This window comes from Amycolatopsis keratiniphila (assembly GCF_000400635.2).
Taxonomy (GTDB): Bacteria; Actinomycetota; Actinomycetes; order Mycobacteriales; family Pseudonocardiaceae; genus Amycolatopsis; species Amycolatopsis keratiniphila.
Genome location: NC_021252.1, coordinates 1,127,782 through 1,153,659, shown reverse-complemented (window position 1 = coordinate 1,153,659; position 25,878 = coordinate 1,127,782). Strand labels below are relative to the sequence as shown.

Below are 25,878 nucleotides of genomic sequence, written 5' to 3'. Positions count from 1 at the left end.
CCGCCTGATCCGCGGCGCCGGCCGACTCCGCCACCACCCCGGCCGCCGCAGGGTGGCCGACCGCTCCCACCGCAGGGTGGGCGTCCGCTCCCGCCGCCGGGAGCACGTCCGCTTCCGCCGCGCGGGGGCCCGCCGATGCCGCCGCCGAACCGGCCGGGCCCCGTCCCGCCCGGTCGTCCGCCGATTTCCCGGCCGACGCCGGTTCCGCCGCCGTTCCGGCCGGGTCCGCCGAGCGGCGGCCTGCCGCTGCCCCCGCCGGGCGCGGCACCGCTGCCGCCGCCGCAGATCGGCGCGCCGGTCCCGTTCCGGCCCGGTGCCGTCGGCCCGCCGCAGCTTCCGTACGGACCGCGTTTCGCTCAGCCCGCTTTCGCGCCCTACGGCGGATATCAAGCCAAGAAGTCGAACGGCGGGGTGATCGCGGCGATCGCGATCGTGGCGGTGATGGCGGTCATGGGCGGACTGCTGATGGTGATCACCATCGCGAACGGCAAGTCGAAACACGTCGCGGACGTCGGCTACTCCAGCTATTCGGAAACCTCCACTTCGGACTACACGACGACCAGCGACACGACGTCGTCGACGACGACCACCAGCTCGCGGGACTCGACCGGCACACGTGAGACGTCGACCGGCTCCACCCGGGAGACCTCCGCCAGCCGTGCCCCGTCCGGCCCGCAACCACACCACAAGCTGGCGGACAACCCGCTGTGGCTCGATTCCCAGGTCGGCCTGCCGAACCAGCCGTGCAACCTCTCGCGCTGGGCGAACAATCCGGACGCGGCGGCAGCGTTCTTCGAGAGCGCGCGGCCCTGTCTGGACAGCGTCTGGCAGCAGGTCATGAACTACACGAAACTGCCGTTCCGGGTCCCGACCGTGAAGTACCCGTCCGGCAAGAACTGGTCAAGCCCGTGCGGTGACGCCAGCGGCGGCTCGGTGGCGGCGTTCTACTGCTCGCAGAACGAGACGTTGTACATGCCGTACGAAGGCCTTCAGGTGCCGCAGTACGGCAACCGGCCCGGGGTCTATCTGGCGGTCTTCGCCCACGAGTACGCGCATCACATTCAGGCGCTTTCGGGGATCTCGGAGGCCTACTGGGACGCACGGTACGAAGCGGGCACCGACTCGGAGGCGGGCCTGGAGATGTCGCGGCGCAACGAGCTTTCGGCGCAGTGTCTTTCCGGGACGTTCCTGGGGTCGACGGTGGGACGCGGCGGCTCGGTCGATCAGGCGATGTACCGCGATGCCTGGCAGACCCAGGACCGCGGCGACCACAACGGCGGCCCGCGCGACCACGGCTCCGACGCGCACGCGTCCTCGTGGTGGCAGCACGGCGCGCAGAAGAACCGGATGTTCCAGTGCAACACGTGGGCGGCGAAATCGGCCGACGTTTCCTGATTCGCGACTGTCCGACGGGCGAGTACGGCGGCGGGTTCGCGTGACCAGCGGGACGACACGCGTGACTGGACGGACGGCACAAGGCGGCACCCCGGCCGCGCGAGTGTCGTCCGCCTGGCCACGTGTGTCGTCCGTCTGATCACACGTGCCGTCCACTCAGTCACGCGCGAGTGCCGACCTGGGCCGCGTGGGTCACGAGTGGCAACTGTCGTTCTATTGAGGGGTAAGTCAGAGGTGGCGTGATGGAGTCGGCGGTGCGAGCTCGTCATCGAGACCCGGCCCCGTGCCCTCAGACTGTCCCGAAAGGACAATTTCCGAAATCAAGGCGTCCGATTTGAGTACTTTGCGCAGTATTGCCCCGGGTCGTGAGTGGAAATGGTCGTTCTAACCCTCTTTACCACTCACGACCTCCCGCGAAAACGGACTTACAGACATAAAGCGGGCGCATGCTGCCCGGGAAGTGACCACTGTGGACACCAATGCCTCAGACGGCACAACGCGCCGCATCTGGCTTACCCCTCAATAACCCTCTTTACCACTCACGACCCACCCGAGCGGCGGCTATGCGACGTTGCCGATCAGCCCGGAGGCGCGAAGGGGTTTTCCGGGGCCGGTTCCGCCGGCGGCTGGGGTTGGGCGACTGGGGCGGGTGCGGTCGGCTGCGGGTAGGACTGCACGACAGGCGGCCCGTACTGGACCGCGGGCTGCAACTTCGCCTGATCCCGCTGCCGCCGCTCGGCCAGCACCGCCGACAGGTACGCCCACGACGGCACCCCCGGCGGCACCGGCGCCCCGATCGCCGCCGCGACCTGCTGCGCGAGCCCGTACCCGAGCGCTTCGGCCGCTTCGGGGCGAAGCTCGCTCGTGCGGCTCAGGTACTGACGGACGGCCAGCGCGAGATCGTTCGGCAGCCGGGTCAGGTCCAGCTGCGAAGCCCAGTACGCCAGCTGCGGCGGCATCCCGACGTACGGCGCCCGCGCCGCGGGCATGCGTTCCCGGATCACCAGCGTGCCGGCCAGGTAGTCGCCGACGCGGCGGCCGTTGGGCGACAGCAGCGACGTGACCACCGCCACGACGCCGAGCATGCCCAGCGCCCAGAAGTCGATGAAGAACCCGGCGAGCCCGCGGACCAGCGCGTGCCGGAACCGCACGGGGCCGCCGTCGGTGCGGACCACCCGCAGCCCCAGCGCCATCTTCCCGAGCGTGCGGCCGCGGCTCAGTGTCTCGCAGATCACCGGGTAGCCGACCATGATCAGCACGAGGGTCACCAGGAACAGCGTCAGTGCCAGCGCCTCGTCACCGAAGGCGGCGACCTGGCTGAGCACCAGCATCGCGACGATCAGGGCGACCAGCTGGAGGGCGACGTCGAGCATCATGGCGAGCCCGCGGCTGGCCAGTTTCGCCGCGCGCACGTCCAGGACGACGGCCTCGCCGGTGACGAGTTCGGACTCTTGTTCCACCTGGCAAGCGTAGTGACGAATAGGCTGGGCGACCAAGGACGATCGCCGGGAGGGCTCCGAGTTGGACGTGGACGTGTTCGTCGCCGCGCACCAGGCCGAATGGAACCGGCTGCGTGATCTCGTCGGCCGCGCCGGGAAGCTCAGCGGCCCGGACGCCGACGAGCTGGTGACGCTGTACCAGCGCGTCGCGACGCATCTTTCGATCATCCGCTCGGTCGCGCCCGACCCGGTGCTCGTGGCGCAGCTGTCCGGCCTCGTCGCGAAGGCGCGCTCGGCCGTCACCGGTTCGCACAGCCCCGCGTGGCGCGAGGTCGGCCTCTTCTTCACCCACCGGTTCCCGGCCGCGCTGTACCTGAGCCGTCGCTGGTGGCTGGCGTCGTCGGCGGCGTCGATCGCGGTGATGGCGATCGCGGCGGTGTGGATCGCCGGAGACCCGCAGGTGCTCGCGTCGCTGGCCTCGCCAGAGGAGTTCAAGGACCTGACCGCGCCGGGCGGGAAGTACGAGACGTACTACACGTCCGACCCCGCGGGTTCCTTCGCCGCGCGCGTCTGGACCAACAACGCGTGGGTGGCCGCGACCTGTCTGTTCCTCGGCGTGGTGCTGGGCGTCCCGGTGATCTACGCGCTCTGGGCGAACTCGCTGAACCTCGCGATCGGCGCGGCGCTGATGTCCTCCGCCGGACGGCTCGACGTGTTCTTCGGGCTGATCCTGCCCCACGGCCTGCTGGAGCTGACCGCGGTCTTCGTCGCGGCCGGGACGGGCCTCAAGCTCGGCTGGACGGTCATCGACCCCGGCCGCCGCTCCCGGACGGCGGCGCTCGGCGAACAGGGGCGCTCGGTCGTGGTGATGGCGCTGGGACTGACCGTCGTACTGCTGATCTCCGGCGTGATCGAGGGTTTTGTGACCCCGTCGGGCCTGCCGACCTGGGCCCGCATAGGAATCGGAGTAATCGCCGAGGTCGCGTTCTTACTTTACGTGTTCGTCGTCGGGCGTCGCGCCGCGAAAGCGGGCGAAGTGGGTGATGTCGACTGGCGATACGCTGGAGATTCTCGACCGGAAGCGGGCTGACCTGGTTAGCTCCTTTCATGGGGAGAAAACGGTTACGCGCCTTCGCGATCGTCGTCCTGTCCGTACTCGCCTCGACGCTCCTCGTCGGCGCGTCCCAGGCTCGGACCGTGTCCGCGCCGTCGGGCAAGCAGAACTGGGTGGTGAGCGTCGGCGGATTCCGGACCGACGCCGACCGCAATTACGTCCGCCTCGGCTATCTCGTGTTCAACTCGGCCGACAACACCGTCGCGCACAACTTCTGGACCTGGAGCCAGGCGGGCTTCCCGGTCCCGGTCGACAGCGGCGACGTCTATTACTGCGGTGACTGGGCGCCGGGCACCAATCCCCGCAACAACTGCCCGATCAAGACCGCGCCCGGCTTCACCGGCGCCCCGAACGGCCATTTCACCGGCACCTACACCGAGAACTCCGGCCAGGTGGCCATCACCTGGACCAGCAGCACCGTCGACGGCACCACCACTCCCGTGAACCTCACGGAGACGTGGGCCGTTTCGGAGCCGAGGCCGGGTCTCGGACGTCTGCAACTGGTAAGCGACAACTACTCGATCACCAGCGGCATCGCCTACGGCAGCAACGCCTCCCTCGCGCAGACCAGCAAGGCCCCGATGAGCTCGGTCCGCGCGACCCAGCGGTCGTACCTGCTCGAAGGGCAGGGCGTGAACCGCCGCGCGATCACGAACTGGACCCGCGGCAGCAGCGGTGCTTTGGGCGTCGGCCCGGGGTGGAACAAGTGCGACGACGGCTCCTGTCTCGGGTACGTGCAGTACGACTCCGGATGCGACCCGTCCTCCTGCTGCCCCGCCGGCCCCGGATACGAGGCCTGCGCGAAGAAGATCATCGACACCGGCGACAGGCGGTTCTACTACCTGAGCGACGCTTTCGGCGGACGGCGCAACAGCTACGAGTTCTGGTGCGAATGCCTGTCCTACAACGGTTGCTACCTCGGCAACAGTCACGTCCGCCCGCTGCTGCAGGTGATCGACGACGCGGGCGCGTTCCAGGGCTGGGTCGGCGCCGAGGTCAGCCCGGACCGGAGCGGCTCGCGGGATCCGTCGGGTGAGTACTACTCGAGTTTCGCGCTGGTGGCTTAAGTCCCGCGTGGGCTGAGTGGGTCGTGAGTGGCGTTTCGGGTTAGAACCCGAAACGCCACTCACGACCCCGCTCAGCAGGTGCAGCTGCCCTCGAAGGTGATGCTGTTCCCGTCCTCCAGGCTCGCGCTGCCGGTGAACCGGATCTCGAATTCGCCCGGTTCGGTCAGCACGATCTTCGGGCTCGTCGCCGAACCGTCGGCGCCGGTCTTGGCCGTCGCCGTCTCGGCGCCGCCTTCGAAGACCAGCACGTTCTTCGGCCGTGCCGCGCGGACGAAGAAGTTCACCGGCACGTCGGCCGCGGGCTGGCCGTTCTCCCCGATCACGCGCACCACGAACGGCTGCCCGGGCGTCTTCGTGGACAGCCGCTGCCCGTTCCCCGACAGGATCGCGAGTGTCCGCACCCCGGCCGCCCAGGTGTTGGACAGTCCTGGCAGGGAACAGACCTCCTGATACAGACGCGCTCCCACCGTCGGCGCCTCCGCGGTCAGGCAGCGCGCGGTCGCCACGTTCGCCAGCAGCACCAGCCCGGGCAGCCCGGCGTTGCGGCGCCACTGCTGGAGACGGTCCTTGCCGTCGCACGCCACGAGTTTGACGCCGACCCCGTCGACGGGGCTGATCGCCGCCAGGCACTGTCCACTCGCGACATGCTTGTACGACAGCGCCGCCTTGTCGTACACCCATTGCGCGTTGGCGTCCTTCGCGTCGGCGAGGGAGAGCTTGCCGTCGGCCGCGGCCAAGGAGACGGTCCCGCCGCCGTCGGCGAGGTGGACGGGCTTCCCGGCGGGCTGCGCGGAAGCCGGTGACACGAGCAGCACCGCCGGAAGTACCGCGAAGAACAGCACGAGCTTGCGCAAATCTGACCCCCATCGCGTCGGTCCGGACTTCCGAGCTAACCGTCCGCGCGCCCGCACGCCAACCGGCACCACTCCATCGGGTTCGGCGTCAAAGCCGTCCGGCCGCCTTCAGCGCGAGATACCGGTCCGCCAGCCGCGGCGGCAGATCTTCGGGCACGGCGTCGACGACCTCGACCCCGTGCCGCGCCAGCCGCGCGGTGACCTGGCGCCGTTCGGCCAGCACCCGCTCGGCCGCGGCCGCGTCGTAGACGGCTTCCGCGTCGCCGCGGCCCGCCGCCATCTCGGCGACCCGCGGGTCCGCGACCGAAGCGATCATCAGCTGGTGCCGCGAGGTCAGCTTCGACAACACCGGGAACAGGCCTTCCTCCAGCGGCGCCGCGTCCAGCCCGGTCAGGAGGACGACCAGCGCGCGCCGCCGGGTGCGCCGCAACACCTCCGCGACCATTCCCCGCGCGTCGGTCTCGACCAGCGACGGTTCGAGCGGCGCCATCGCGTTCACCAAGGCGGGCAACAGATCCGTAGATCCCTGGACCGCCGCGTGGACCTGCCGGTCGTACGCCAGGAGATCGACGCGGTCACCCGCGCGGGAGGCGAGCACGGCCAGCAGCAGGGCCGCGTCCATCGCCGCGTCGAGGCGCGGCGCGTCCCCGACCCGGCCCGCCGAAACGCGGCCGGTGTCGAGCACCAGCACCACGTGCCGGTCGCGTTCGGGGCGCCAGGTCCGCACCATGACATCCGACGCGCGCGCCGAAGCCCGCCAGTCGATCGACCGGACGTCGTCGCCGATCACGTATTCGCGCAAGGAGTCGAATTCCGTGCCCTGGCCCCGGATCAGCACCGCGTTGCGGCCGTCGAGCTGCTGCAGCCGCGCCAGCCGCGACGGCAGATGCTTGCGGCTGTGGAACGGCGGCAGCACCCGCACGGTCCACGGCACGTCGTGCGAACCCTGCCTCGCGGCGAGCCCCAGCGGCCCGGTCGACCGGACGGTGACCCGGACCGCCGTCCGGTCGCCGCGACGGGCCGGCAGGAGCCGCGTGGTCACGACCCGGCGTTCGCCCGGGGGCAACGTCAGGCGGTGCCGGTCGTCCGCGCCGGCGCTGGGCGGCCAGGCGTCGCGAAGCCACGCGCGCACCGGGCGGCCGCCGGGATTGGCCACGGTGAGCGTGACCTCGCACTCCTCCCCCAGCCGCACGGACGTCGCGCCGGACCGCGCGAACTGAAGCCGTCGCACACTCCCGGCGAGGATGAGATCCAGCACCACCACCAGCAACAGCACCGCCGCGGCCAGCCCGATCCCGGCCCACGAGGGCAGCAGGAAACCGACCGCCGGCGCCGCGAGGAGCGCCAGCAGCCCGAGCCGCCCGGTGACGGCCATCAGCGCGGAACGGGTACGGACGCGAGGACGCGGTCCAGCACGCCGTCGGCGGTCGCGCCTTCGAGTTCGGCCTCGGGCCGCAGGTCGAGACGGTGCCGCAAGGACGGCCGCGCCAAGGCCTTGACGTCGTCCGGGGTGGCGTAGTCACGGCCCGCGAGCCACGCCCACGCCCGGGTCGCCGCCAGCAGCGCGGTCGCGCCACGCGGGGAGACCCCGAGCCGCACGGACGGCATCGACCGTGTCGCCCGGCAGACGTCGACGATGTAGGCGAGCACCTCGGGCCGCACGGTGACCCCGGCGACGGCGCGGCGCGCGGCGTCGAGCTGGGCGATCCCGGCGACCGGCGCGACCCCGGCCGCGCCGAGGTCACGCGGGTCGAAACCCTGCGCGTGCCGGGAAAGGATGCCGAATTCGTCCTCCCGGGACGGCATCGGCATGGTCAGCTTCAGCAGGAACCGGTCCAGCTGCGCCTCGGGCAGCGGGTACGTGCCTTCGTATTCGACCGGGTTCTGCGTCGCGATGACGATGAACGGGTCGGGCAGCGGGCGCGTCTTGCCGTCGCTGGAGACCTGACGCTCCTCCATCGCCTCCAACAGCGAAGACTGCGTTTTCGGCGGTGTGCGGTTGATCTCGTCGGCCAGCAACAGGTTCGTGAACACCGGGCCCTCGCGGAAGGAGAACTCGCCGCTGTGCGCGTCGTAGACGATCGAACCGGTGATGTCGCCCGGCATGAGGTCCGGCGTGAACTGCACCCGGGTCGTCTCCAGGTCCAGCGCGGCCGCCAGCGCCCGCACCAGCAACGTCTTCGCCACCCCGGGAACGCCTTCGAGCAATACGTGTCCCCGGCACAGCAACGCGATGATGAGCCCGGTGACGGCCGCGTCGTTGCCCACCACGGCCTTTCCGACCTCGGCGCGCAGGGCGATCAGCGCCGCCCTGGCATCGGCCGCACCGTCCATACTGGACTGATCGCTACTCAAGACCGCTCCACCTCTCGTTCCACGACATCGAGTCCGTCCGCCAGCCGCACCAGCGCGGCGTCGTCCGCCGGCGGGTCCCCGTACAACAGCGCGCCGACTTCGGCGGGTGCCCGGCCGGTCCGTACGGCGACGGACTCCACCAGAGCGGCCGGTTCGGCGTCGCGGGTGAGCCCCAGCAACGGCCGGAGCCGCGTGCGAGCCGCCTCACGCAGGGTTTCCCCGGCGTGCGCGGCGGCCTTCGCCTTGCGATACAACCTCGCCCTGCCCTCGGTGGCCTCGGCCGCGCGGACCACGACCGGGATCGGCTCGGTCACCACCGGGCCCAATCGCCGCGAACGCCACAGCGCCAGCAGTACCACCGCGACGCCGGCCTGCAGTGCCGCGTACGACCAGCCCGCCGGGATCAGTTCGGACAGCGGCTTCTTCTCGGGCTCCAGCGACGGGTCGGCGGGCGTCGGCAGGTACCAGACGAGCCGCTCGTGCTTGCCGAGCATCCGCATCGCCAGCGCCGCGTTGCCTTCGTCGGCCAGCCAGTCGTTGGTCAGCGGGGTGGGGGTGCCGAGCACCGTCACCGTCCCTTGTGGACTCGGAACCTCGAGATACGTACCGCCGTAGCATTCCAGCGCCCGCGGCTGCGTGGCCGAATACGTCAGGCCGCCCATCGTCGCGCTCCCCGCCGCGACGGGATCCGCGGCCTCGCAATCCGGCGAGCGGGTCTCGGTCTCGACCTGGCCGCTCACCCGCACGCCGGGAAGGACTTCCTCGACCGTGCCGGAGCTCGGCTGCACCAGCACGACGTGCTCGGCGCTCTGGCGGATCTCCGCGAATGTGCTCTTGGGCACGTAATCGGGTTTTGTGATCAGGACCGTCGCTTCCCTCGCGACCCCCTTGGCCTCGGCGGCGGTGCGCACGATCGGGATCTTGACGCCTTCCCGTTCCAGCAGGGTCGCCAGCGCGCGGCCGCCGGCGGGCTCGTAGGAACCCGGTTCGAGCGCGCCGGTGGTCCGCTCGCCCTGGAAGAGCACGAGCAGCGTGCCGGTCAGCACGATCAGGAGGACCACCGCGAGCGGGAGCCGCACCCCGCGCCAGATCCGGCGGGCGTCGGGCGAGACCGAGGTCATCCGGCCGCCAAGGCGACGGGCCGGGCACGACGGCAGCGTTCGTCCAAATCGGACAGTGACCGGTAGCCGTCCGCCGTGGCCGGGATACCGCCGTAGTGGACGTCGTCGAACAGCCGGGCGCCGGCGCGCAAGGGCTCGGCGAAGTCGGGAAGCAGCCGCCCGGCTTCAATGGCGGCCTCGTCCGCGGTCCGCCCGGACTTCTCGTCCAGCAGCGCCCGCTCCTCCAAGGACCGCACCACGGCACGGAACCGTTCACGGACGGCGTCGTCGAAGTCGCCCCGCGACGCGGCCTCCTCGGCCGCCTTGCGGTGTTCACCGGATGCCTTGCGCTGCCCGGCGAACACGGCGCGCCCGCTCTTGGCCGACGTCGCCAACGGCCCGGACTTCAGCCGGATCACCACCACCAGCACGATCAGCACGACGGCCAGCAGCACCACGGCGAAGATCCCGCCGGGCACGGCTCCGTTGACCGTTTCGAGGAAACGCAGCAGTTTCTCGACCACCCAGTCGAACGCCTCGGACAGCCAGCTCGGTCTCGCGGCCTGGTAGGCCTGGCCCGAGAGCTCCTCGGCGGCGCGCAGCCGGGCGGTGTCCCGGTCGATGTCGACCGGGACCTCGGCGAGGAAGCGCGTCACCATGCCTGCGGCGGGGGCGGCGCCTGGATCCCGGCCGCGCGGGCCAGCTCGATGTCCATGCCCTCGCGGCGCATCCGCTGGTCGATGTAGAGGATCACGGTGACCAGCGCGGTGAACGGGCCGACGATGGTCTCGGCGATCATCGTGCCCACCGACTGGAGGACCAGATCACCGGTCGACGGGATGTACACCTCGTCGATGTTGCCGAAGATGCCCAGGAACGCGCTGAAGCTGAACGGCGTCTCGATGATCCCCTTCAGGAACCCTGAGATCACCACGGTCAGCAACAGGATCCCGAAGACCCGCCAGAACATTCCCGAAACCAGCTTCACCGACCGGCGGAGCGACTCCCGCACGGTGCCGCGTTCCAGCAGCAGCGCCGGGCTGGCCAGCGCCCAGAAGGTGAAGGGAACGACCGCGGGCAGGACGCAGAACAGGAACGCGACCATGGTCGCCAGCGCGTAGAGCAAGGTCAGGCCGAGCAGCGGCAGCAGCCGGGAGGCCGCCTCCTTGAGGGTCTCCTTGAAGTCGACCGGCTTACCCAGCGCGGCCTTCCCCATCAGAATGGTCAGGAATCCGGTGAGCAGCGTCGTCCCGAGCAGGGTGACGACGGTCGACACGAGCGCCGCGAGCAAGGTGCCGCCGAGGCCGCCCAGCATCGCGTCCAGCAGTTCCTGGTCGGTGGCCGCCGGCCCCAGATCGCGCAACCGCTCCAAATCGCCCGACGTGTCGATCAGCAGGAGCCCGATCAGGCTGAGTCCCGCACTGAGCACCGCGACCACGGCGGCGGAACCGAAGACCATCCGCCAGTACCGCCGCATGGTGGTGACCGCGCCGTCGAGGATGTCGGTGAGGTTCAGCGGGCGCAGCGGGATGACGCCGGGCCTGCCGAGGCCGACCTTCCAGTTCGGGTACTGCTGCTGCGGCGGGGGCTGGTACGACGGCAGCGGAGGCGGCGGCGTCGCCCCGGAGGGTGACTGCCACTGCTGCGCCGCTTCCCCCCGCGGCGGCGTCGGCGAGTCCGCCTGCGGCTGTGCCGGTTGGTCCGCCTGCGGCTTCGGCGTCTCGGTGCCTTCCGGCCCGGACGGTCCGCCGGTCTCCGTCATGCGACAGCCCCTTACCCGTTCACGTTGCTTACGAACACTCTTCCAGAGGGTCCGACACCCAGCCAGAGCTGGGGGGACGACACTGATGGGTGACCGCTCGCCTCACGCTGGATACCCTCTGCAGCCGAGCTGTGGGTGGGGACGCCGTTAGCTCGTTATGCTGAACATCGGACCGGGTGCCCCCGGTTCGCCCCTAGAACCACCGGGACCGACTTGATGACGCAACCGCCCCACGGCCAGTGGCCGCCACGCGGCGCCGTCCAGCCACCGCCGGTGCACGGCCAGCCTCCTGCCCAGTGGCACGGCGCGCCGCACCACTTCCCGCCTCCGCCGCCACGCCGGTCCGTTGGCGCGATCGTCGGTATCTGCCTCGGCGCGGTCGCCGTCCTGGTCCTCGGCCTGGTCGCGATCGTTTCACTCAATCGTGACGACTCCGATCACGTAGCGAATGCGGGCTACAGCACCCTGCCGAACACGCCTTCGCAGGCCGGACTGCCGCCGAGCGGGTCTTCGTCGCCCTCGTCGTCGACGAACCCGTTCCCGTCGTCACCGACCAAGGCGCCGTCTTCGTCGAGTGGGCCGCAGAAGATCCTCAAACTCGGTGACCACCCGATCCTCCAGGACCCGAACGCCGGCCTGCAGAACCGGGTCTGCACGCTGCCGCAGTGGCAGAGCAGCCAGCAGGCCGCCGAGGCGTTCTTCACCGCGGCGGGCAAATGCCTCGACAACGCCTGGGGCCCGTTCCTCGAAGCCTACGACCTGCCGTTCACCCCGCCCGCCCTGCACTTCCCGACCGGGGCCAGCTTCGAAACCGAATGCGGCACCATCCAGGTGGGCATCGCGACGGCGGCGTACTACTGCGAGAACAACCTCTACGTGCCGTTCCGCGGTCTCCAGACCGACCAGTACGGCAACAACCCCGGCGTCTACCTGGCCCTTTTCGCGCACGAGTACGGACATCACGTCCAGGAGGTCGCCGGGCTGATGGACGCCGCCTGGCAGAAGATCTACGACGCCGGCCAGAACAGCCCCGCCGGGCTGGAGATGTCGCGGCGCAAGGAACTGCAGGCGCAGTGCTTCTCCGGGATGTTCCTCGGCGCGCACGTCGACCAGGGCGGCACGGTCAGCCGGGACATGTACAACAAGGCCTGGAACGACCAGGAGACCCGCGGCGACAACACCTCACGCAGCCAGGACCACGGGACGAACGCGCACTACGCGTCGTGGTGGCGGGCGGGGGCGAGCAACAACCGGATCGCCGACTGCAACACCTTCTCGGCTCCCTCGAGCGCCGTTTCCTGAGTCTCGTTAGTACGTGAAGGCCCCCTTCATTGCGTCTAGCGCAATGAAGGGGGCCTTCACGTACTTGGTGGGGCGCGGCTGGTCACCGGGGTCGTGAGTGGCGTTTCGGGTTAGAACCCGATACGCCACTCACGACCACCTGGACCGACGATCAGGCCGTCACCGGAACCCGAGGCCCCCGCAACACCAGGAACACGTACATCCCGCCCGCGAAGCAGCTGAACACCAGCAGCGCCAGCCCGAGCGGCCGCCGGGCGTCGCTCGCTCCGGCCGTCGCGTCGGCCGCGTGCACCGACACGGCGTCCCCCGCGGCCCCGTCCGGGACGACGACCTCGATGCGCTCACCCTGGCCGTGTCCGCAGCCGTTGAGCGAACCTTCCATGGGCGCGCCGCCGAATTCGAACTTGACCCTCTCGGTGGCGCCGCCGGTACAGGGTGCGGGCTGAACGACCTCCGCCCGCACGGTCGTCCCCTTCGTCTCGTTCGAGATGCCGAACAGCCCCGGCCCGGCGAGCCAGGCCAGGAAGACCACCAGCAGGCCGACCCCGGCCGCCACGGCCAGGGAGTTCCACCCCGGGGTGAGCCCTCTGGCGGGGTCCGATCGCTTGCGCACGAACGCCATGCTCCCAGAACCTGGCGGCAAAACACAGGAGCCCGCGAGCGTGGTAGCAGCGGCAGAACAAGAGGAGCCCACTTGTCCAGGCAGGGTGATAGCAAATAGCCCCTGCTACCGCTCGATCGTCTCCGCAGAGGTCACCTTCCGGATGTACAGCAGCTTGTCCCCCGGCTCGATCGCGTCCGCCTGCGGCGCGTCCACCCGGTACAGCACGCCGTCGCGGACGACACCCAGCACGATGTCCGGCAGATGCCGCGGCGACCCGCCCTCTTCCGACGGTTCCACCGGGCGTTCGGCGATCGCGAGGCCGGACTCGGGGGTGAGCAGGTCCTCGACCATGTCGACCACCAGCGGCGTCGACGTCGCCATGCCGAGCAGGCGCCCGGCGGTCTCGCTCGACACCACGACCTGGTTCGCGCCCGACTGCTTGAGCAGGTGGACGTTCTCCGCCTCCCGCACCGACGCCACGATGTGCGACTTCGGCGCCAGCTCACGGGCGGTCAGCGTGACCAGCACGGCGGTGTCGTCCCGGTTCGGGGCGACGACGACGGCCCGTGCCCGCTGCACCCCGGCGACGCGCAGCACGTCGGCGCGGGTGGCCGAGCCGTGCACGGTCACCAGCCCGAGTGCCGTGGCCGCTTCGAGGGCCTGCTGGTCGGTGTCGACGACGACGATGTGGTCGGGTTCGACGTTCTCGTCCCCGAGCAGCGCGTTGACCGCCGACCGGCCCTTCGTGCCGAATCCGACGACGACCGTGTGGTCCCGCACCTTCGTCCTCCACTTTTGGATCTTGAAAGCCTGCCGCGAGCGCTCGGTGAGCACTTCGAGTGTGGTACCGACCAGGACGATGAGGAAGAGCACCCGCAGCGGGGTGATCACCAGGACGTTCACCAGCCGCGCGGACGGCGTCGCGGGCGCGATGTCACCGTAACCCGTGGTCGACAGCGACACCGTCGCGTAATAGAGGCTGTCGAGGAAGGTGAGCCCGTCGCCGTTGGCGTCGCGGTAGCCGTCCCGGTCGAGGTAGACGATCAGCACGGTCGCGAGCAGGGCGAGCACCGCGCCGATGATCCGTTTGAGGATCGACCGCAGCGGGCTGACCGTCAGTTCCGGCATCCGGATCACACCGACGAGCTCGTGGTCCGGGCGGTCGCTCAGCCTGACCGGGAAACGCTTGAGAACCCTCATGCACAGGCTCCGGCCTGGTCCGCGTCACTCACGGTCGGGAGGATAGCCGAAGAACGTTCCGTTCAGCTCGGTATGCGAAGCTCAGGGCATGTCTTCGGATTCCCGACCGTCTCAGCGGCCCGCCCATTTCCTCGCCGGTCTGCTCGGCGTGGCCGGTGTGCTGCACTTCGTCCAGCCGAAACCGTTCGACGCCATCATCCCGAAGCAGCTTCCCGGCTCCCCTCGCGCCTGGACCTATGGTTCCGGCGTCGCCGAGCTGGGCGTGGCCGCCGCGGTCGCGAACCCGAAGACCAGGCGGCTCGGCGGGCTCGCGGCTGCGCTGCTGTTCGTCGTGGTCCTGCCGGGGAACGTGAAGATGGCCGTCGACGCCGACCGCCGGAAGGCCCCGAAGCACTGGCGAGCGGCCTTCTGGGCCCGCGTCCCGCTTCAGATCCCGCTGGTGGCCTGGGCTCTGAAGGTCCGCGACCGCGCCTAGACCGTCGGGACGCTCCGCAGGAGCTGCCGTAGTCCTTCGGCGTCCAGCAGATCCGCCGGGCGGACGGTCTTGTCGTGTTTCACGTAGTGGAACGCCGCCCGCACCTTCTCCACCGGGATGTTCTTCAAGGCCGCCCACGCCAGCCGGTACGCCGCCAGCTGCACGGCCAGCGATTCGAGCCGGTCGGCCTCCGGGACGGCACCGGTCTTCCAGTCGACGACGGTCCAGCCGCCGTCCGCGTCGGCGAACACGGCGTCCATGCGCCCGCGCACCGTCACGCCCACGACGTCCGCCGAGAACGGCACCTCGACCGCGTGCGGAACCCGATGCGCCCACTCGCTCTTCTCGAACGCGGCCTGCAGCGCCTCCAGCTCGGTGTCGGGCGCCTCGTCGACGTCCGCCGCCCCCGGCAGGTCGTGGATCTCCAGCAGTTGCTCGCCGCCGAACCGCTGCTCCAGCCAGCCGTGGAACGCCGTCCCCCGCCGCGCGTAGGTGTTGGGGCGTACGGGAAGCGGCCGTCGCAGCCGTTTGGCCAGCTCGGCGGGATCGGCCGACAGCTCGACCAGCTGACTCACCGAGAGATGCGGCGGCAGGACGACCTGCTGCACGCGGTCCCGCGCCCGTGCCCGCTCCTCCAGCAGCACCTTGGTGTCGGAGATCCAGCCGTCCGGATCGTCCTCTTCCTCCTCCTCGGCATGCTCGGCGTCTTCCATCGCCCCGAGCACCATGTCGACGCCGTTCGTGACGCCCTCGCGCCGCGGCCACAGCGGATCGACCGGCCATCGCGACCGGCGCGAGTCGGCGACCAGCGGGTTCTCGCCGTCGGTCTCGGGCTCGTCGGCCCAGTGCTCGATCCGGCCGACCGAGTTCGCCCGCATCACCTCGCCGATTTCCAGCAAGAACTCCGACGGGCCCTTCGGCCGCGCGCTGCTCTCGTTCCACCAATGGCCGGAGATCAGCATGGTGTGCTCGGAGCGGGTCAGCGCGACGTAGCAAAGCCGCCGCTCCTCGTCGGCTTCACGCGCGACGAAGCCTTCTTCGTGCAGTTCCAGCGCTTCCTGGACTTCCTTGCGGTCCGCGCCTTCGGGGATCCGCAGCTCCGGCAGGTCCTCCGAGTCGCCGCGGAGCGCGGCGGGCAACGAGGTCGACGTCCGCAGCCACGACGAAGAACGCCGCCGCCCCGGGAAGACCTCCTTGACCAGATGCGGGATCGCGACGATGCGCCATTCCAGCCCCTTGGCCGAGTGCACCGTCAGCACCTGGACCCGATCCGGGACCACCTCCACCTCGCCGGGGGTGAGCCCGTCTTCCGCGTGCGCGGCCGTGTTCAGATAGTCCACAAAGGACAGAAGGGTGGCCGTCGGCGAGGTCTCGGCGAAATCCGTGACGACGTCGGCGAAGGCGTCCAAGTGCGCGCGTCCGGCGGGGCCGGGGCGGGCCAGGGACTCGACGTCGAGCAGCATCGTGCGTTCCACGTCGGCGACCAGTTCGGGCAGCGACTGGTCCAGCCGCCGTCGCAACGCCGAGAGCTCGGCGCCGATCCGCCGGATCCGCCGGTAGCCCTCGGGTGAATAGCGTTCCGGCGCCCCGGGATCGTCGATGGCGTCGGCGAGCCCCGCTTGCTCGACCCGCTCGGTCACCAGGACCGGTTCGTCCACATCGGACTTCCCCGACGGCGGCACCGGCGACGAGAGCTCGCCTGCCCGGCGCCACAACGCCGCGAGGTCGGCCGCCGCGATCCGCCAGCGCGCCCCGGTCAGCAGCCGGGCGGCCGCGCTGCCCGCGAGCGGGTCGGCGAGCACCCGCAACGTGCTCACCAGATCCGCGACCTCGGGTTCGTCGAGAAGACCACCGAGACCGACGACCTCCACCGGGAGCCCGCGCGCCCGCATCTCCGCGGCGATCGGTGCCATGTCGGCACGACGGCGCACCAGCACCGCCGCGGTCGGCGGTTTGCCGGTCTCCTCCATGGTTTCGAACCAGCGTTTCGCCACCGCGTCGGCCACCCACTCGCGTTCGGCGCGGATATCCGGCAGCAGCGCGGCGGCGATGTCGGCGGTTCCCGCGCCTTCCAGCGCACGCAGCCGCGCGACACCGAGACCGCGTTCCCGCAACGGTTCCGAGATCGCGTTCGCGAGTTCGAGCACCTCGGGCGGGTTGCGGAAGCTGGTCAGCAGCCCGAAATCCAGGGCCGGGACGAGCCGTTCGCCGTTGTCACGCGGGAAGTCCGTGGTGAAGCGGGGCAGGTTCGCCGCGCTCGCCCCGCGCCAGCCGTAGATGGCCTGCGCCGGGTCGCCCACCGCGGTCACCGGCATCGGCGGATGTTCGACGCCGCCGAACAGCGAACGCAGCAGGATCCGCTGGGCGTGCCCGGTGTCCTGGTACTCGTCGAGCAGGACGGCGCCGTAACGCTCGCGTTCCCCCGCGACCACCGCCGGATAGCTGCTGGCGAGCTGCGCGGCCAGCGACATCTGGTCGGCGAAGTCGAGCGCGCCTTCCGCCCGTTTCCGCGCGTGGTACGCCTCGACCAGCGGCAGGAGCGCGAGCCGGAACCGTTGCGCCGTCATGACTTCGGCCAGCTTCTGCGGCAGCGACGCGCGCTGCCCCTTCGCCCGCGGCGCGTTCTCGATGACCTCGCACAGCCAAGACGTGTACTGCGCCAGCCTTTCGGTCTCGACCAGATGCTCGCCGAGCTCCCCCGCCAGCGCCAGCAACTGCGCGGTCACCGTGGAGGGCACGCGATCGGTGTCGAGGTCGTTGTCCCAAGTGGACACGACACGATGCGAGAACTGCCAGGAAGACGTCTCCGAAAGCAGCCGGACACCGGGCTGGACGGGCAGTCTCAGGCCGTGTTCGGACAGCAGCCGTCCGGCATACGCGTGATAGGTGAGCACCGTCGGTTCGCCCGCGGTCACCGTCGTGCGCAGATCACCGGTCGGGTCGATCTTGTCGAGCAGGCCCGAACCGACCAGGCGGCGCAACCGGGTGCGGACACGGTCGGCGAGCTGGCGGGCGGCCTTGCGGGTGAAGGTCAGGCCGAGCACGCGTTCCGGCGGGACGACACTGTTGGCCACCAGCCAGACGACGCGCGCGGCCATCGTCTCGGTCTTGCCCGCGCCCGCGCCGGCGACGACCAGCGACGGCTCGATGGGCGCGGCGATGACCTCGGCCTGCTCGTCGGTCGGGCTGTGCAGGCCGAGCGCGCGGGCGATCTCACCCGGCTCGACCTGGCGGCGCTGGAGTTCGGAGATCAAGGACCGGTCACCTGCCTGCCCTCGGGGCGCAGCGGACAGCAACCCCTTGCCGGGCAACGATCACAGTCCGGGTTCTCGGTGACGCCGTACTCCGGGCCCGCGGCGGAGCCCGCCGCCGAACGCACCAGCTCAAGCCATTGCTTGCCGCCGTCCTCGTCCAGCGGCGCCTGCTCGCGCTGGGTGGATCCGGTCTTGTTGTTGGACTTCGCGACGTAGACCAGCCGTGCGCCGCCGGGTTTCGAACCGCCCTCGACCGCGCCGAGCAGCACGGCGAGCTGATACGCGGCCAGCTGCGGATGCTGTTCGGCGTCGGCGGCGGAGATCGGCACCTTGCCGGTCTTGATGTCGATGACGACCGGACGGCCGTCCTTGTCCATCTCCACGCGGTCGACGCGGCCGCGCAGAAGCACGCGGACGTCGCTGGTGTCACTGTCGCCGACCGGCAGCTCGACCTCGATGTCCTGCTCCACACCGGCTTCGATCAGCTCCTTGCGGCTGGATTCCAGCCAGGAGATGAAGTTCCGCAGCATCTGCTCGACCCGCGACCGCTCGCGGCGCGAGAACCAGGGCGCCCCGGCGTCGACCCGCACCCAGGCCTCGTCGAGAGCCGCGCGGATCTGCTCGTCGCTGCTGCCGCCGGCGACCGCCTGCGCGAGCCCGTGCACGAGTGTCCCGGTGACCGCCGCGAGCTGTGCCGGGTCACTGCCGCCGTGGCGTTCGATCAGCCACCGCAGCGGGCATTTGACCAGAACCTCCACAGTGGACGGTGAGATGCGGATCAGGTCGCCCGGCCCGTGCACGGGTTCAGCGGTCGAGGGTTCCAGCAGGCCGTACCAGGTGCCCGGATGCGCGCCCGGCACCCCGGCGGCGGCCAGTTTCGCGAGCTGTCGGGCCGCCCGCTGCCGCCTTTCCGGATCGCTCGACTCGTCACAGACGACTTCGCGCAGCTCACCGACGAGTTCGGCCAGCACCAGCGAACGTCCCGCCGGTTTCATCCGCGAGTCGAGGCCGCCGTCGTCCGCGCCGTTCTCCTCCAGGTCGTCGATGAAGCGTGAGGGCTGCTCGTCCTCCCCCGCGACCGCGCTGACCAGCAGCGTTTTCCGCGCACGGCTCGCGGCGAGATAGAACAGCCGCCGCTCTTCGGCGAGGATCGGCGCGGTGGCGGACACCTTTTCGTCGTCGACGCCGGACATGAGGTCGACCAGCCGCTCGACGCCGAGCACGGAACCGCGCAACCGCAAATCCGGCCAGCTGCCCTCCTGGACACCGGCGATCGACACGACCGTCCACTCACGACCGGCGGACGCGTGCGCCGTGAGCAGCGAAACGCCGTCGCTCTTCATAGCGGCGGGGGCCAGCGTGTCACCCGCGATGTTCTGCGAGGACAGGTAATCCGCGAACGAGGCGACACTTGCCTTCGGCAATCTGTCGACATAACGACCGGCGGCGTCGAAGAGCGCGACGATCGCGTCGAGGTCGCGGTCCGCTTGGGAGCCCAGCGATCCGCCACGATCGACCAACCGCAGCAAACGCTGTTCCAGACCGCTGGCCTGCCACAGATCCCACAGCACCTGCTCGACGCCGTCACCGCGCACCACGGCTTGGTGCGCCGCGTGCAGCAGGCCACCGATCCGGCGCATCGGCAGCGCCTCGGCTTCGGCGAGACCGGTGAGGACATCGTTGGTACGCAAGGCTTCCACCAGCAGCTCGTCGCTCGACCGCTGCCCGCCACCCGCGAGCTCCAGCCTGCGCAAACCGCGCCGCAGCCGCCGCAGGGCGAGCGGATCCGCGCCACCCAAGGGCGAGGAGAGCAGCATCTCTGCGAGGTCGACGTCGAGCAGTTCCGGGTCCGCGGCGAGCCTCAGCATCGCCAGCAGAGGACGAACCGCGGGCTGCTTCGCGAGCGGCAGCTCCTCGGTGGCCGAACCGATCGGCACACCTGCCGCGCGCAAAGCACGTTGCAATACAAGGAAAGTACGGGCGGGCGACCGGACGAGCACCGCCATCTCCGACCACGGCACGCCGTCGACGAGATGCGCGCGGCGCAGCTGATCGGCGATCCAGCTCGCCTCGGCGGCCGGGGTCGGCATCAGGCGGACACGGACGACACCGCCCTCGGCGTCCGGCGCGTCGACGAGCTTGCGCTGCGGCGACGAACCGGGCAGCACGGAACCGAGTTTCGTGACGGCCGTGCGGATCACCGGGGCGTGCCGATGCGCCGTGGTCAGCAGGACCGTGCGCTCGCCGTCCTCGTCCGCGTCGGCGAACAGGCGGGGATCCGCGCCGCGGAAGGAGAACACGGACTGATCGGGGTCGCCCGCGACGACGAACTCGTCGGCCGCGTGCCCGATGAGCCGGACGAGCTGGGTCTGCAGCGGGTCGAGATGCTGCGCGTCGTCGACGAACAGGTGCCGGACGCGGCGCTGCTCGCGTTCCCGCAGTTCGGGATCGTCCTCCAGCGCGAGCAGGGCGGAAGTGACGAGCTCCGCCGCGTCCAGCGCGGGCGCGCTCGCCACGCCGAGCGCGTTGCCGCCCGCGCCCTGCAGCAGGGTGACCTCTTCGTACTGGCTCCAGAAGCGTCCGGCCGCGATCCACTCCTCGCGGCCGCGGCGCCTGCCGAGCTCGACCAGATCCTCCGGGCCGAGCCCGCGTTCGGCGGCGCGGAGCAGGAGGTCTCGCAGTTCCTCGGCGAAACCGGGGACGCTCAGCGCGGGGCGCAGCTGCTCCGGCCAGTCGAGCGCGCCCTCCTCGAGGTCACCGGCGAGCAGATCGCGGACGACGACGTCCTGCTCCGCCCCGGCCAGCAGGCGGGGCGGCGGGAGGTCGTCGGCCTGCGCCTCCATCCGCAACAGCGCGTACGCGTACGAATGCACCGTGCGCACGAGCGGCTCACGGATCGTGCGCGGCAGCGGATCCTCTTCCGGATCGGTGGTGAGCCGATGCGTGATGTCGGCGCGCAGGACCTCGGCCGCCTTGCGGGAGGTGGTCAGGATGAGCACGCTCTCCGGGTTCGCGCCCTCCGCGATGCGCCGCGACGCCGCCGACGCCAGCAAGGCCGTCTTGCCCGTGCCGGGGCCGCCGAGGACCCTGCGGAACCCGTCCGGGGCGGCCAGCAGGCGGCGGGCGCCGGAATCCCACTGGAAGGACGGCGTGCCGGTGACCGGCGTGCGGACCAGCCGCGCGTCGGTTCCTGCCGCTGTTCGCCGCCCGTTCACGCCCACGATGGAACCACGCCCCGCCGACACAACCTCGCAGCGGCACGGCAAAGTGGTCCCATGGATGACGAACTGCACGAGCGGGTGCGCGAGGTCATCGCGAGCGTGCCCGCCGGCTCGGTCGCGACTTATGGGGATATAGCGTCGGTTTCGGGCGCGCCGTCGCCGCGGCTGGTCGGCCGGATCCTCGGCGAGGACGGACAGGACCTGCCCTGGCACCGCATTCTGCGGGCCGACGGGACACCCGCTCCGCATCTGGTCGACGAGCAGCTCCAACGACTGCGGGCGGAAGGCGTCATGTCCGACGGACAGCGCGTCGACCTGCGGAAATACCGGTGGCAACGTGATCCCGCCGACGACGCTGGTTCTGGCGCCCTCTTTTAGGTTAGCCTCGCCTAATGAGTTACATCGAGGCGAAGGTGACCGGCGTCAGGCGGCTCACCCCGCATATGAGCAGGGTGACCTTCTCGGGGGCGTCGCTGGTGGACCAGGCGCCCGACCAGTACCTGAAGGTGTTCTTCCCGCAGCCCGGCCAGGCGGAGCCCGTGCTGCCCGCGCCGCTGACCGGCGACGAAGTGCTTTCCTGGTACCGGACCTACCTCGCGATGCCCGACGACGTCCGCCCGCCGATGCGCACGTACACCGTGCGCGCGCTGCGGCCGTCCGTACAGGAGGTCGACATCGACTTCGTGCTGCACGGCGACGAAGGCCCCGCCTCCGCGTGGGCTTCGCGCGCCTCCGAGGGCGACAGGGTCGCTTTCCTGGGGCCGCACGGGCTCTACAACGTGCCTTCGGAGACGAACTGGCAACTGCTGATCGGCGACGAGACCGCGATCCCGGCGATCGGCGCGATCGTCGAGGCGCTGCCCGCCGGAACGCGAGCGCTGGTCTACATCGAGATCAGTGATCGCGAAGACCGGCAGGTCTTCGAAACCCAGGGAACCGTGGAACTGCACTGGGTGGTGCGGGGTTCCGGTGACGTCGGCTCGGCGGTCCTGGAGGCCGTGCGGAAGGCGGAGCTGCCGGGCGGGACGGCCTACGCGTGGATCTCCGGCGAGGCGAACATGGTGAAGCTGGTGCGGCGTCACCTCGTGCGGGAGCGCGGGATCGACAAGCGGGCGATCTGCTTCACGGGGTACTGGCGGCAGGGGGTCAGCGAAGAGGCCGCTGGGCGTGAGGCGATGCGGCAGGCGGAGGCTGGGGAGGCTCCTGCCGAGGAGGACTGAGCGCTTCTCGCGTTGTGTCATGAAAGGGTCGTTCAGGACGTTTTGTGTCCTGAACGACCCTTTCATGACATGGGGCACGCCCTGAAGGCCACCTTTGGGACGTTGGACGTCCTGAAGGGCCCCTTTGAGACATCGACATCTGCACTAGCAGAGCCTGACCTGCGAAAAGGGAGCAAGGGACCTTTGCTACCACTTACGTAGCCATGCTAACCAAGCGAGAGCAAAGGTCCCTTGCTCCCGCCCGGGAAGTACGTGAAGGCCTCCTTACCTACCCTCAAGGTAGTGAAGGAGGCCTTCACGGACTCTGGGTCCCTCAAGGAGGCCTTCACGCGCGCCAAACAGAACCAAAGACCTCAGTGCGGAACCCAAAGCGTCACCCGAGTCCCCCGCCCCGGCTGCGAATCGATCGTCCCCCGCCCGCCGACCTCCGCCAGCCGCGCCATGATCGACTGGCTGATCCCGAAGCCCGGCGGCCGGTCCAGCATGCTGAAACCGGTCCCCTGATCCCGCGCGATGACCGCGACGCCGCCTTCGCACTCCTCGACGCGAAGCACGACCTGTTTCGTCCCGGCGTGCTTCACGGTGTTTCGGAGCGCTTCGCGGACGGCGTCACGGATGGCGGTCCGGCGCGCGTGCGAGAGGCGGTAGTCCTCTTCGGTCTCGGCGGCGACGAGCTGGGTCCGGAGGCCGTCGCGCGCCATTTCGGTGGCGACCTCGGCGAGGTCCGCCGCGAGGCCCCGGGCCGAGGGCGCGTCGGGGCCGGTCAGTTCGCGCCGGAGTTCGGCCGCCTGCGCCCGCGCCGTCGCGCGCATCTCCGCGAGCCGTTCCGCGGCGGCGGAATCGTCGTCCGGCGCTTCGAGCCCCATCGCCTCCAGCGTCTGCAACACCGAATCGTGCATCACCCGCTGGGTCCGCAGACGTTCGGCGCGCTGCCCCCGGCGCATCCCGATGCCCAGCGCGAACCGGGTCCCGACCCCGAGCAGGATCAGGATCCCGGCCGTGGTCACCATCGCCACGACGAGCGCGACCATGCACCCCACCGATCGGCTCATCGCGAGCGGATGGTCGAGCGGCAGCCCGCCGGCCCAGGTCAGGAAGGCCCGGAACGGCACGGCCGCGATCAGCAGCAGACAAGCGGCGGGCAGGCCGAACGACAGCGTCCACAACGCCACCGTCCCGACCATCCACGTCCACGCGACATCGATGGCGAACGGCTGGATCTCAGTGGGCGCCGCGGCGGCCACGATCGTCGTGAGCACCACGCCCACGACGAGATCCGCGTACATCAGCCGCCCGGACGTCTTCGCCCGGATCCCGCGGCCGCGCACCACCCACCACACCGCGAAGGCGTTGAGCAGCATCCCGATGATCGTCGTGCCCAGCACCGGCACGATGCCCGCCGAGCCGTTCGCGACCAGGAAACCGATGTACACCTTCGGAAACGCGGCCACGCGGTAGAAGATCGGGCCGAGCGCGGAATAACGGATCGCGCGCGTCAGCAGCGTGTCCGCGGAGTCCTCACGATAGCGCCAGTCCGGCACCGAATCCGGGTCGGGTGCTTCGTCGGCCGGGCTGGCCGACAGGACCGAAGAGCCCTTTCGCAACATCGCGCGCACGAACGTGACCGATTGAGACTCGGACATCCGCCGCCCTCCCCGCGTCCGATGTGTCGAGCCTGGCAAAGCGGACTTCCCGCGTCAAGACGGCCGAATGCGCAGTTCCGCGACGAGAAGTTTGACCAGCGCGCCGAGCCGCTGACGTTCGGGCTGCACGGTCGGCACCCCGGCGGCTTCCAACGGCGCCGCGGTCACCGGCCCGACGCACGCGCACAGCACCGGACCTCGCAGTGCGGCAAGGAGTTCTTCACGACGCGGGCCCGCCAGGATGAGCAGGTTCGCCGCCGCCGGCGCGGAAGTGAAGGCCAGAGCGTGCACACGTCCGGCGATCACGCTTTCGACGAGTTCGTGCACAGGTGCGACGTCCGCGGGCGAAAGCCAGCGATAGGGCTGCGCCTGGACGACGTCCGCGCCCGCGTCCCGCAGTGACGCGGTGAGTTCGGGCAGCAGGGTGCCGTGCAACTGGACCGCGACCCGTTCACCGCGAACCCCGGCGTCGCGCAACCCTTCGAACAGTTCGGCATTGCTCTCCTCAGGCGCGGAAAACTCCTCCCGGAGGCCGAAACCACGCACCGCGCCCACCGCCTTCGGCCCGCGCGCGAAGATCCGCGACGCCGCCAGCCGTTCCAACAACGGCTCGCGCAGTCCCCAGCCTTCGGCCGCCGAGAGCCAGCCACGGAATCCGGCGCCGGTGGTGACGGCGGTGAACCCGACCGGCCCGGCCAGCACGGCGTCCGTCGCCGCGCGCAGTTCGGTGTCGTCGGGCAGCGGGACGATCCGGATGGTGGGCGCGTGCAGCACCGTCGCGCCCTGCCGGGTCAGCGCGCCGATGAAGTCGTCGGCCCGCCGCTCCGCGGTGATCCCGATCGTGATGCCGTCCAGGTCAGCCATAAACCGCGCCCATCTTCCTGATCTCCTCCGCCAGCCGCTCGCGCAGCTCCGGCGGTTCGAGCACTTCGAGGTTCCCGCCGAACCGCAGTAGTTCGCCGACGGCCGATTCTCCCGGTTCCACGGGCAGTTCCATCGTCAGCCAGCCGTTTTCGTCGGGCTCCGCGGGTGTTTCCCGCAACGCCCGAGCACCGACGGCTCCGAGGTAGAACGGCAGCAGTATGCGGGCGAACTCGTTCAGCCGCACCACCGCCATCCGTGAGTACATCCGCTTTTCGAACTGCTCCGACCATTCGTGCCAGTAGCGCGCGAGGTCGAAGTCCAGCGGCCGCTCGAAGGTCTCGCCCAGATCTTCGAGCTCTTCGATGCGGGAGATCCGGTACGTCCGGTCGGTCCCGTCGCACCGCGCCGCGAGATACCAGTTCCCCGCCTTGAGGATCAGGCCCAGCGGGTCGAGCACGCGATCGACCTTCCGCTGCCCCCAGCGTTCGTACCGGACCTTGATCCGCCGCCCGTGCCAGACCGCGTCGGCCAGTTCGGACAGTCGCGGCAGGCTTTCGATCCCGCGATGCCAGCCGGGGACGTCCAGGTGGAACCGCTCGGAGATCTTGCCCGCCCCGGCACGCAGCTCCGACGGCATGGCCGCGTGCAGTTTGAGCTGCGCGGCGGCGAGGACCGCGCCGAGCCCGAGTTCGGTGGCCGCGCCGGGCAGCCCCGCCAGCGAAAGCGATTGCGCCTCCTCCTCGGTCAGCCCGGTGAGCCGCGTGCGATAGCCGTCGACCAGCTGATAGCCGCCCGTGCGCCCGCGATCGGCGTACACCGGCACGCCGGCCGCGGACAGCGCCTCGACGTCGCGGTACACCGTCCGGACCGACACCTCCAGCTCGGTCGCCAGCTCCTCGGCCGTCATCCGGCCGCGGTTCTGCAGCAGGAGGAGGACCGACAGGAGTCTGCTCGCGCGCATGAATCCAGTATCCCCGAAAACCTGACACATCCTGACAGGTATGGCTGA

Annotated in this window: 21 protein-coding genes; 7 read left to right on the top strand and 14 right to left on the bottom strand. The window is 70.4% G+C overall.

Annotation, left to right across the window (positions count from 1 at the left end):
• The first annotated feature begins 135 nt into the window (after window positions 1–135).
• Window positions 136–1,395 (top strand): neutral zinc metallopeptidase, encoded by a 1,260-nt coding sequence (locus AORI_RS46680; RefSeq protein ID WP_016331536.1) that lies wholly within the window; start codon window positions 136–138, stop codon window positions 1,393–1,395.
• A gap of 578 nt (window positions 1,396–1,973) precedes the next feature.
• Here AORI_RS46680 and AORI_RS46675 read toward each other — a convergent pair.
• Window positions 1,974–2,855 carry an RDD family protein gene (locus AORI_RS46675; RefSeq protein WP_016331535.1) on the bottom strand — a complete coding sequence of 294 codons (882 nt, stop codon included), beginning with the start codon at window positions 2,853–2,855 and terminating at the stop codon, window positions 1,974–1,976.
• A 61-nt stretch (window positions 2,856–2,916) separates the two neighbouring features.
• On the opposite strand from AORI_RS46675, the gene AORI_RS46670 reads away from it, so the two are divergent.
• Window positions 2,917–3,924 carry a stage II sporulation protein M gene (locus AORI_RS46670; protein WP_016331534.1) on the top strand — a complete coding sequence of 336 codons (1,008 nt, stop codon included), beginning with the start codon at window positions 2,917–2,919 and terminating at the stop codon, window positions 3,922–3,924.
• A gap of 17 nt (window positions 3,925–3,941) precedes the next feature.
• Window positions 3,942–5,015 carry a hypothetical protein gene (locus tag AORI_RS46665; RefSeq protein ID WP_016331533.1) on the top strand — a complete coding sequence of 358 codons (1,074 nt, stop codon included), beginning with the start codon at window positions 3,942–3,944 and terminating at the stop codon, window positions 5,013–5,015.
• A gap of 71 nt (window positions 5,016–5,086) precedes the next feature.
• Here the strand turns inward: AORI_RS46665 and AORI_RS46660 are convergent, their stop codons facing one another.
• The 6 genes from AORI_RS46660 to AORI_RS46635 all read right to left on the bottom strand — a co-directional run bounded on the left by AORI_RS46660 (window position 5,087) and on the right by AORI_RS46635 (window position 11,086).
• A complete protein-coding gene (locus tag AORI_RS46660; RefSeq protein ID WP_016331532.1) occupies window positions 5,087–5,869 on the bottom strand; it encodes a hypothetical protein in 783 nt (260 codons plus the stop codon).
• Between the two features lie 88 nt (window positions 5,870–5,957).
• Entirely contained in the window at window positions 5,958–7,244 is a 1,287-nt protein-coding gene (locus AORI_RS46655; RefSeq protein ID WP_016331531.1) for a DUF58 domain-containing protein, read from the bottom strand.
• A complete protein-coding gene (locus AORI_RS46650) occupies window positions 7,244–8,203 on the bottom strand; it encodes an AAA family ATPase (protein ID WP_016331530.1) in 960 nt (319 codons plus the stop codon). Before AORI_RS46650 ends, AORI_RS46655 begins: the two co-directional genes overlap by 1 nt.
• A 17-nt stretch (window positions 8,204–8,220) precedes the next feature.
• Complete coding sequence (locus tag AORI_RS46645) at window positions 8,221–9,345, bottom strand: DUF4350 domain-containing protein (RefSeq protein WP_016331529.1); 1,125 nt, start codon at window positions 9,343–9,345, stop codon at window positions 8,221–8,223.
• Complete coding sequence (locus tag AORI_RS46640) at window positions 9,342–9,983, bottom strand: DUF4129 domain-containing protein (RefSeq protein WP_016331528.1); 642 nt, start codon at window positions 9,981–9,983, stop codon at window positions 9,342–9,344. The genes AORI_RS46645 and AORI_RS46640 overlap by 4 nt, the downstream gene beginning before the upstream one ends.
• Window positions 9,977–11,086 carry an integral membrane protein gene (locus AORI_RS46635; protein WP_016331527.1) on the bottom strand — a complete coding sequence of 370 codons (1,110 nt, stop codon included), beginning with the start codon at window positions 11,084–11,086 and terminating at the stop codon, window positions 9,977–9,979. The genes AORI_RS46640 and AORI_RS46635 overlap by 7 nt, the downstream gene beginning before the upstream one ends.
• A 216-nt stretch (window positions 11,087–11,302) precedes the next feature.
• Between AORI_RS46635 and AORI_RS46630 the strand changes: the two genes are divergently transcribed.
• On the top strand, window positions 11,303–12,388 hold the full coding sequence (locus AORI_RS46630; RefSeq protein WP_016331526.1) for a neutral zinc metallopeptidase: 1,086 nt from the start codon (window positions 11,303–11,305) through the stop codon (window positions 12,386–12,388).
• A 151-nt stretch (window positions 12,389–12,539) separates the two neighbouring features.
• Here AORI_RS46630 and AORI_RS46625 read toward each other — a convergent pair whose 3' ends face one another.
• Together AORI_RS46625 and AORI_RS46620 are read right to left on the bottom strand one after the other, a co-directional pair.
• On the bottom strand, window positions 12,540–12,944 hold the full coding sequence (locus AORI_RS46625) for a hypothetical protein (RefSeq protein ID WP_016331525.1): 405 nt from the start codon (window positions 12,942–12,944) through the stop codon (window positions 12,540–12,542).
• Between the two features lie 171 nt (window positions 12,945–13,115).
• Window positions 13,116–14,192, bottom strand: a complete 1,077-nt coding sequence (locus AORI_RS46620; protein WP_016331524.1) for a potassium channel family protein — start codon at window positions 14,190–14,192, stop codon at window positions 13,116–13,118.
• Between the two features lie 88 nt (window positions 14,193–14,280).
• On the opposite strand from AORI_RS46620, the gene AORI_RS46615 reads away from it, so the two are divergent.
• Window positions 14,281–14,667 (top strand): DoxX family protein, encoded by a 387-nt coding sequence (locus AORI_RS46615; RefSeq protein ID WP_016331523.1) that lies wholly within the window; start codon window positions 14,281–14,283, stop codon window positions 14,665–14,667.
• Here the strand turns inward: AORI_RS46615 and AORI_RS46610 are convergent.
• Together AORI_RS46610 and AORI_RS46605 are read right to left on the bottom strand one after the other, a co-directional pair.
• A complete protein-coding gene (locus tag AORI_RS46610) occupies window positions 14,664–17,921 on the bottom strand; it encodes an ATP-dependent helicase (protein WP_016331522.1) in 3,258 nt (1,085 codons plus the stop codon). The genes AORI_RS46615 and AORI_RS46610 overlap by 4 nt on opposite strands.
• A complete protein-coding gene (locus AORI_RS46605; RefSeq protein WP_200870957.1) occupies window positions 17,918–21,142 on the bottom strand; it encodes an ATP-dependent helicase in 3,225 nt (1,074 codons plus the stop codon). The genes AORI_RS46610 and AORI_RS46605 overlap by 4 nt, the downstream gene beginning before the upstream one ends.
• Window positions 21,143–21,196: 54 nt before the next feature.
• On the opposite strand from AORI_RS46605, the gene AORI_RS46600 reads away from it, so the two are divergent.
• Both AORI_RS46600 and AORI_RS46595 read left to right on the top strand, forming a co-directional pair.
• A complete protein-coding gene (locus tag AORI_RS46600) occupies window positions 21,197–21,520 on the top strand; it encodes an MGMT family protein (protein ID WP_016331520.1) in 324 nt (107 codons plus the stop codon).
• A gap of 14 nt (window positions 21,521–21,534) precedes the next feature.
• A complete protein-coding gene (locus AORI_RS46595; RefSeq protein WP_016331519.1) occupies window positions 21,535–22,362 on the top strand; it encodes a siderophore-interacting protein in 828 nt (275 codons plus the stop codon).
• Between the two features lie 353 nt (window positions 22,363–22,715).
• Here AORI_RS46595 and AORI_RS46590 read toward each other — a convergent pair whose 3' ends face one another.
• Genes AORI_RS46590 through AORI_RS46580 form a run of 3 tightly spaced genes read right to left on the bottom strand, consistent with a single transcriptional unit; the run spans window position 22,716 to window position 25,830 of the window.
• Window positions 22,716–24,005 carry a sensor histidine kinase gene (locus tag AORI_RS46590; RefSeq protein WP_016331518.1) on the bottom strand — a complete coding sequence of 430 codons (1,290 nt, stop codon included), beginning with the start codon at window positions 24,003–24,005 and terminating at the stop codon, window positions 22,716–22,718.
• 54 nt (window positions 24,006–24,059) lie between these two features.
• Window positions 24,060–24,869 (bottom strand): uroporphyrinogen-III synthase, encoded by an 810-nt coding sequence (locus AORI_RS46585; protein ID WP_016331517.1) that lies wholly within the window; start codon window positions 24,867–24,869, stop codon window positions 24,060–24,062.
• On the bottom strand, window positions 24,862–25,830 hold the full coding sequence (locus AORI_RS46580) for a helix-turn-helix transcriptional regulator (RefSeq protein WP_016331516.1): 969 nt from the start codon (window positions 25,828–25,830) through the stop codon (window positions 24,862–24,864). Before AORI_RS46580 ends, AORI_RS46585 begins: the two co-directional genes overlap by 8 nt.
• Window positions 25,831–25,878: the final 48 nt, after the last annotated feature.

What these genes read in the sequence shown, in the direction of transcription:
- AORI_RS46680 (WP_016331536.1), top strand. Translation starts at nt 136, where the DNA reads ATGCCGCCGCCGAACCGGCCGGGCCCCGTCCCGCCCGGTCGTCCGCCG.
- AORI_RS46665 (WP_016331533.1), top strand. Translation starts at nt 3,942, where the DNA reads ATGGGGAGAAAACGGTTACGCGCCTTCGCGATCGTCGTCCTGTCCGTA.
- AORI_RS46655 (WP_016331531.1), bottom strand. Translation starts at nt 7,244, where the DNA reads ATGGCCGTCACCGGGCGGCTCGGGCTGCTGGCGCTCCTCGCGGCGCCG.
- AORI_RS46650 (WP_016331530.1), bottom strand. Translation starts at nt 8,203, where the DNA reads ATGGACGGTGCGGCCGATGCCAGGGCGGCGCTGATCGCCCTGCGCGCC.
- AORI_RS46645 (WP_016331529.1), bottom strand. Translation starts at nt 9,345, where the DNA reads ATGACCTCGGTCTCGCCCGACGCCCGCCGGATCTGGCGCGGGGTGCGG.
- AORI_RS46640 (WP_016331528.1), bottom strand. Translation starts at nt 9,983, where the DNA reads ATGGTGACGCGCTTCCTCGCCGAGGTCCCGGTCGACATCGACCGGGAC.
- AORI_RS46635 (WP_016331527.1), bottom strand. Translation starts at nt 11,086, where the DNA reads ATGACGGAGACCGGCGGACCGTCCGGGCCGGAAGGCACCGAGACGCCG.
- AORI_RS46630 (WP_016331526.1), top strand. Translation starts at nt 11,303, where the DNA reads ATGACGCAACCGCCCCACGGCCAGTGGCCGCCACGCGGCGCCGTCCAG.
- AORI_RS46620 (WP_016331524.1), bottom strand. Translation starts at nt 14,192, where the DNA reads ATGAGGGTTCTCAAGCGTTTCCCGGTCAGGCTGAGCGACCGCCCGGAC.
- AORI_RS46615 (WP_016331523.1), top strand. Translation starts at nt 14,281, where the DNA reads ATGTCTTCGGATTCCCGACCGTCTCAGCGGCCCGCCCATTTCCTCGCC.
- AORI_RS46600 (WP_016331520.1), top strand. Translation starts at nt 21,197, where the DNA reads ATGGATGACGAACTGCACGAGCGGGTGCGCGAGGTCATCGCGAGCGTG.
- AORI_RS46595 (WP_016331519.1), top strand. Translation starts at nt 21,535, where the DNA reads ATGAGTTACATCGAGGCGAAGGTGACCGGCGTCAGGCGGCTCACCCCG.
- AORI_RS46590 (WP_016331518.1), bottom strand. Translation starts at nt 24,005, where the DNA reads ATGTCCGAGTCTCAATCGGTCACGTTCGTGCGCGCGATGTTGCGAAAG.
- AORI_RS46585 (WP_016331517.1), bottom strand. Translation starts at nt 24,869, where the DNA reads ATGGCTGACCTGGACGGCATCACGATCGGGATCACCGCGGAGCGGCGG.
- AORI_RS46580 (WP_016331516.1), bottom strand. Translation starts at nt 25,830, where the DNA reads ATGCGCGCGAGCAGACTCCTGTCGGTCCTCCTCCTGCTGCAGAACCGC.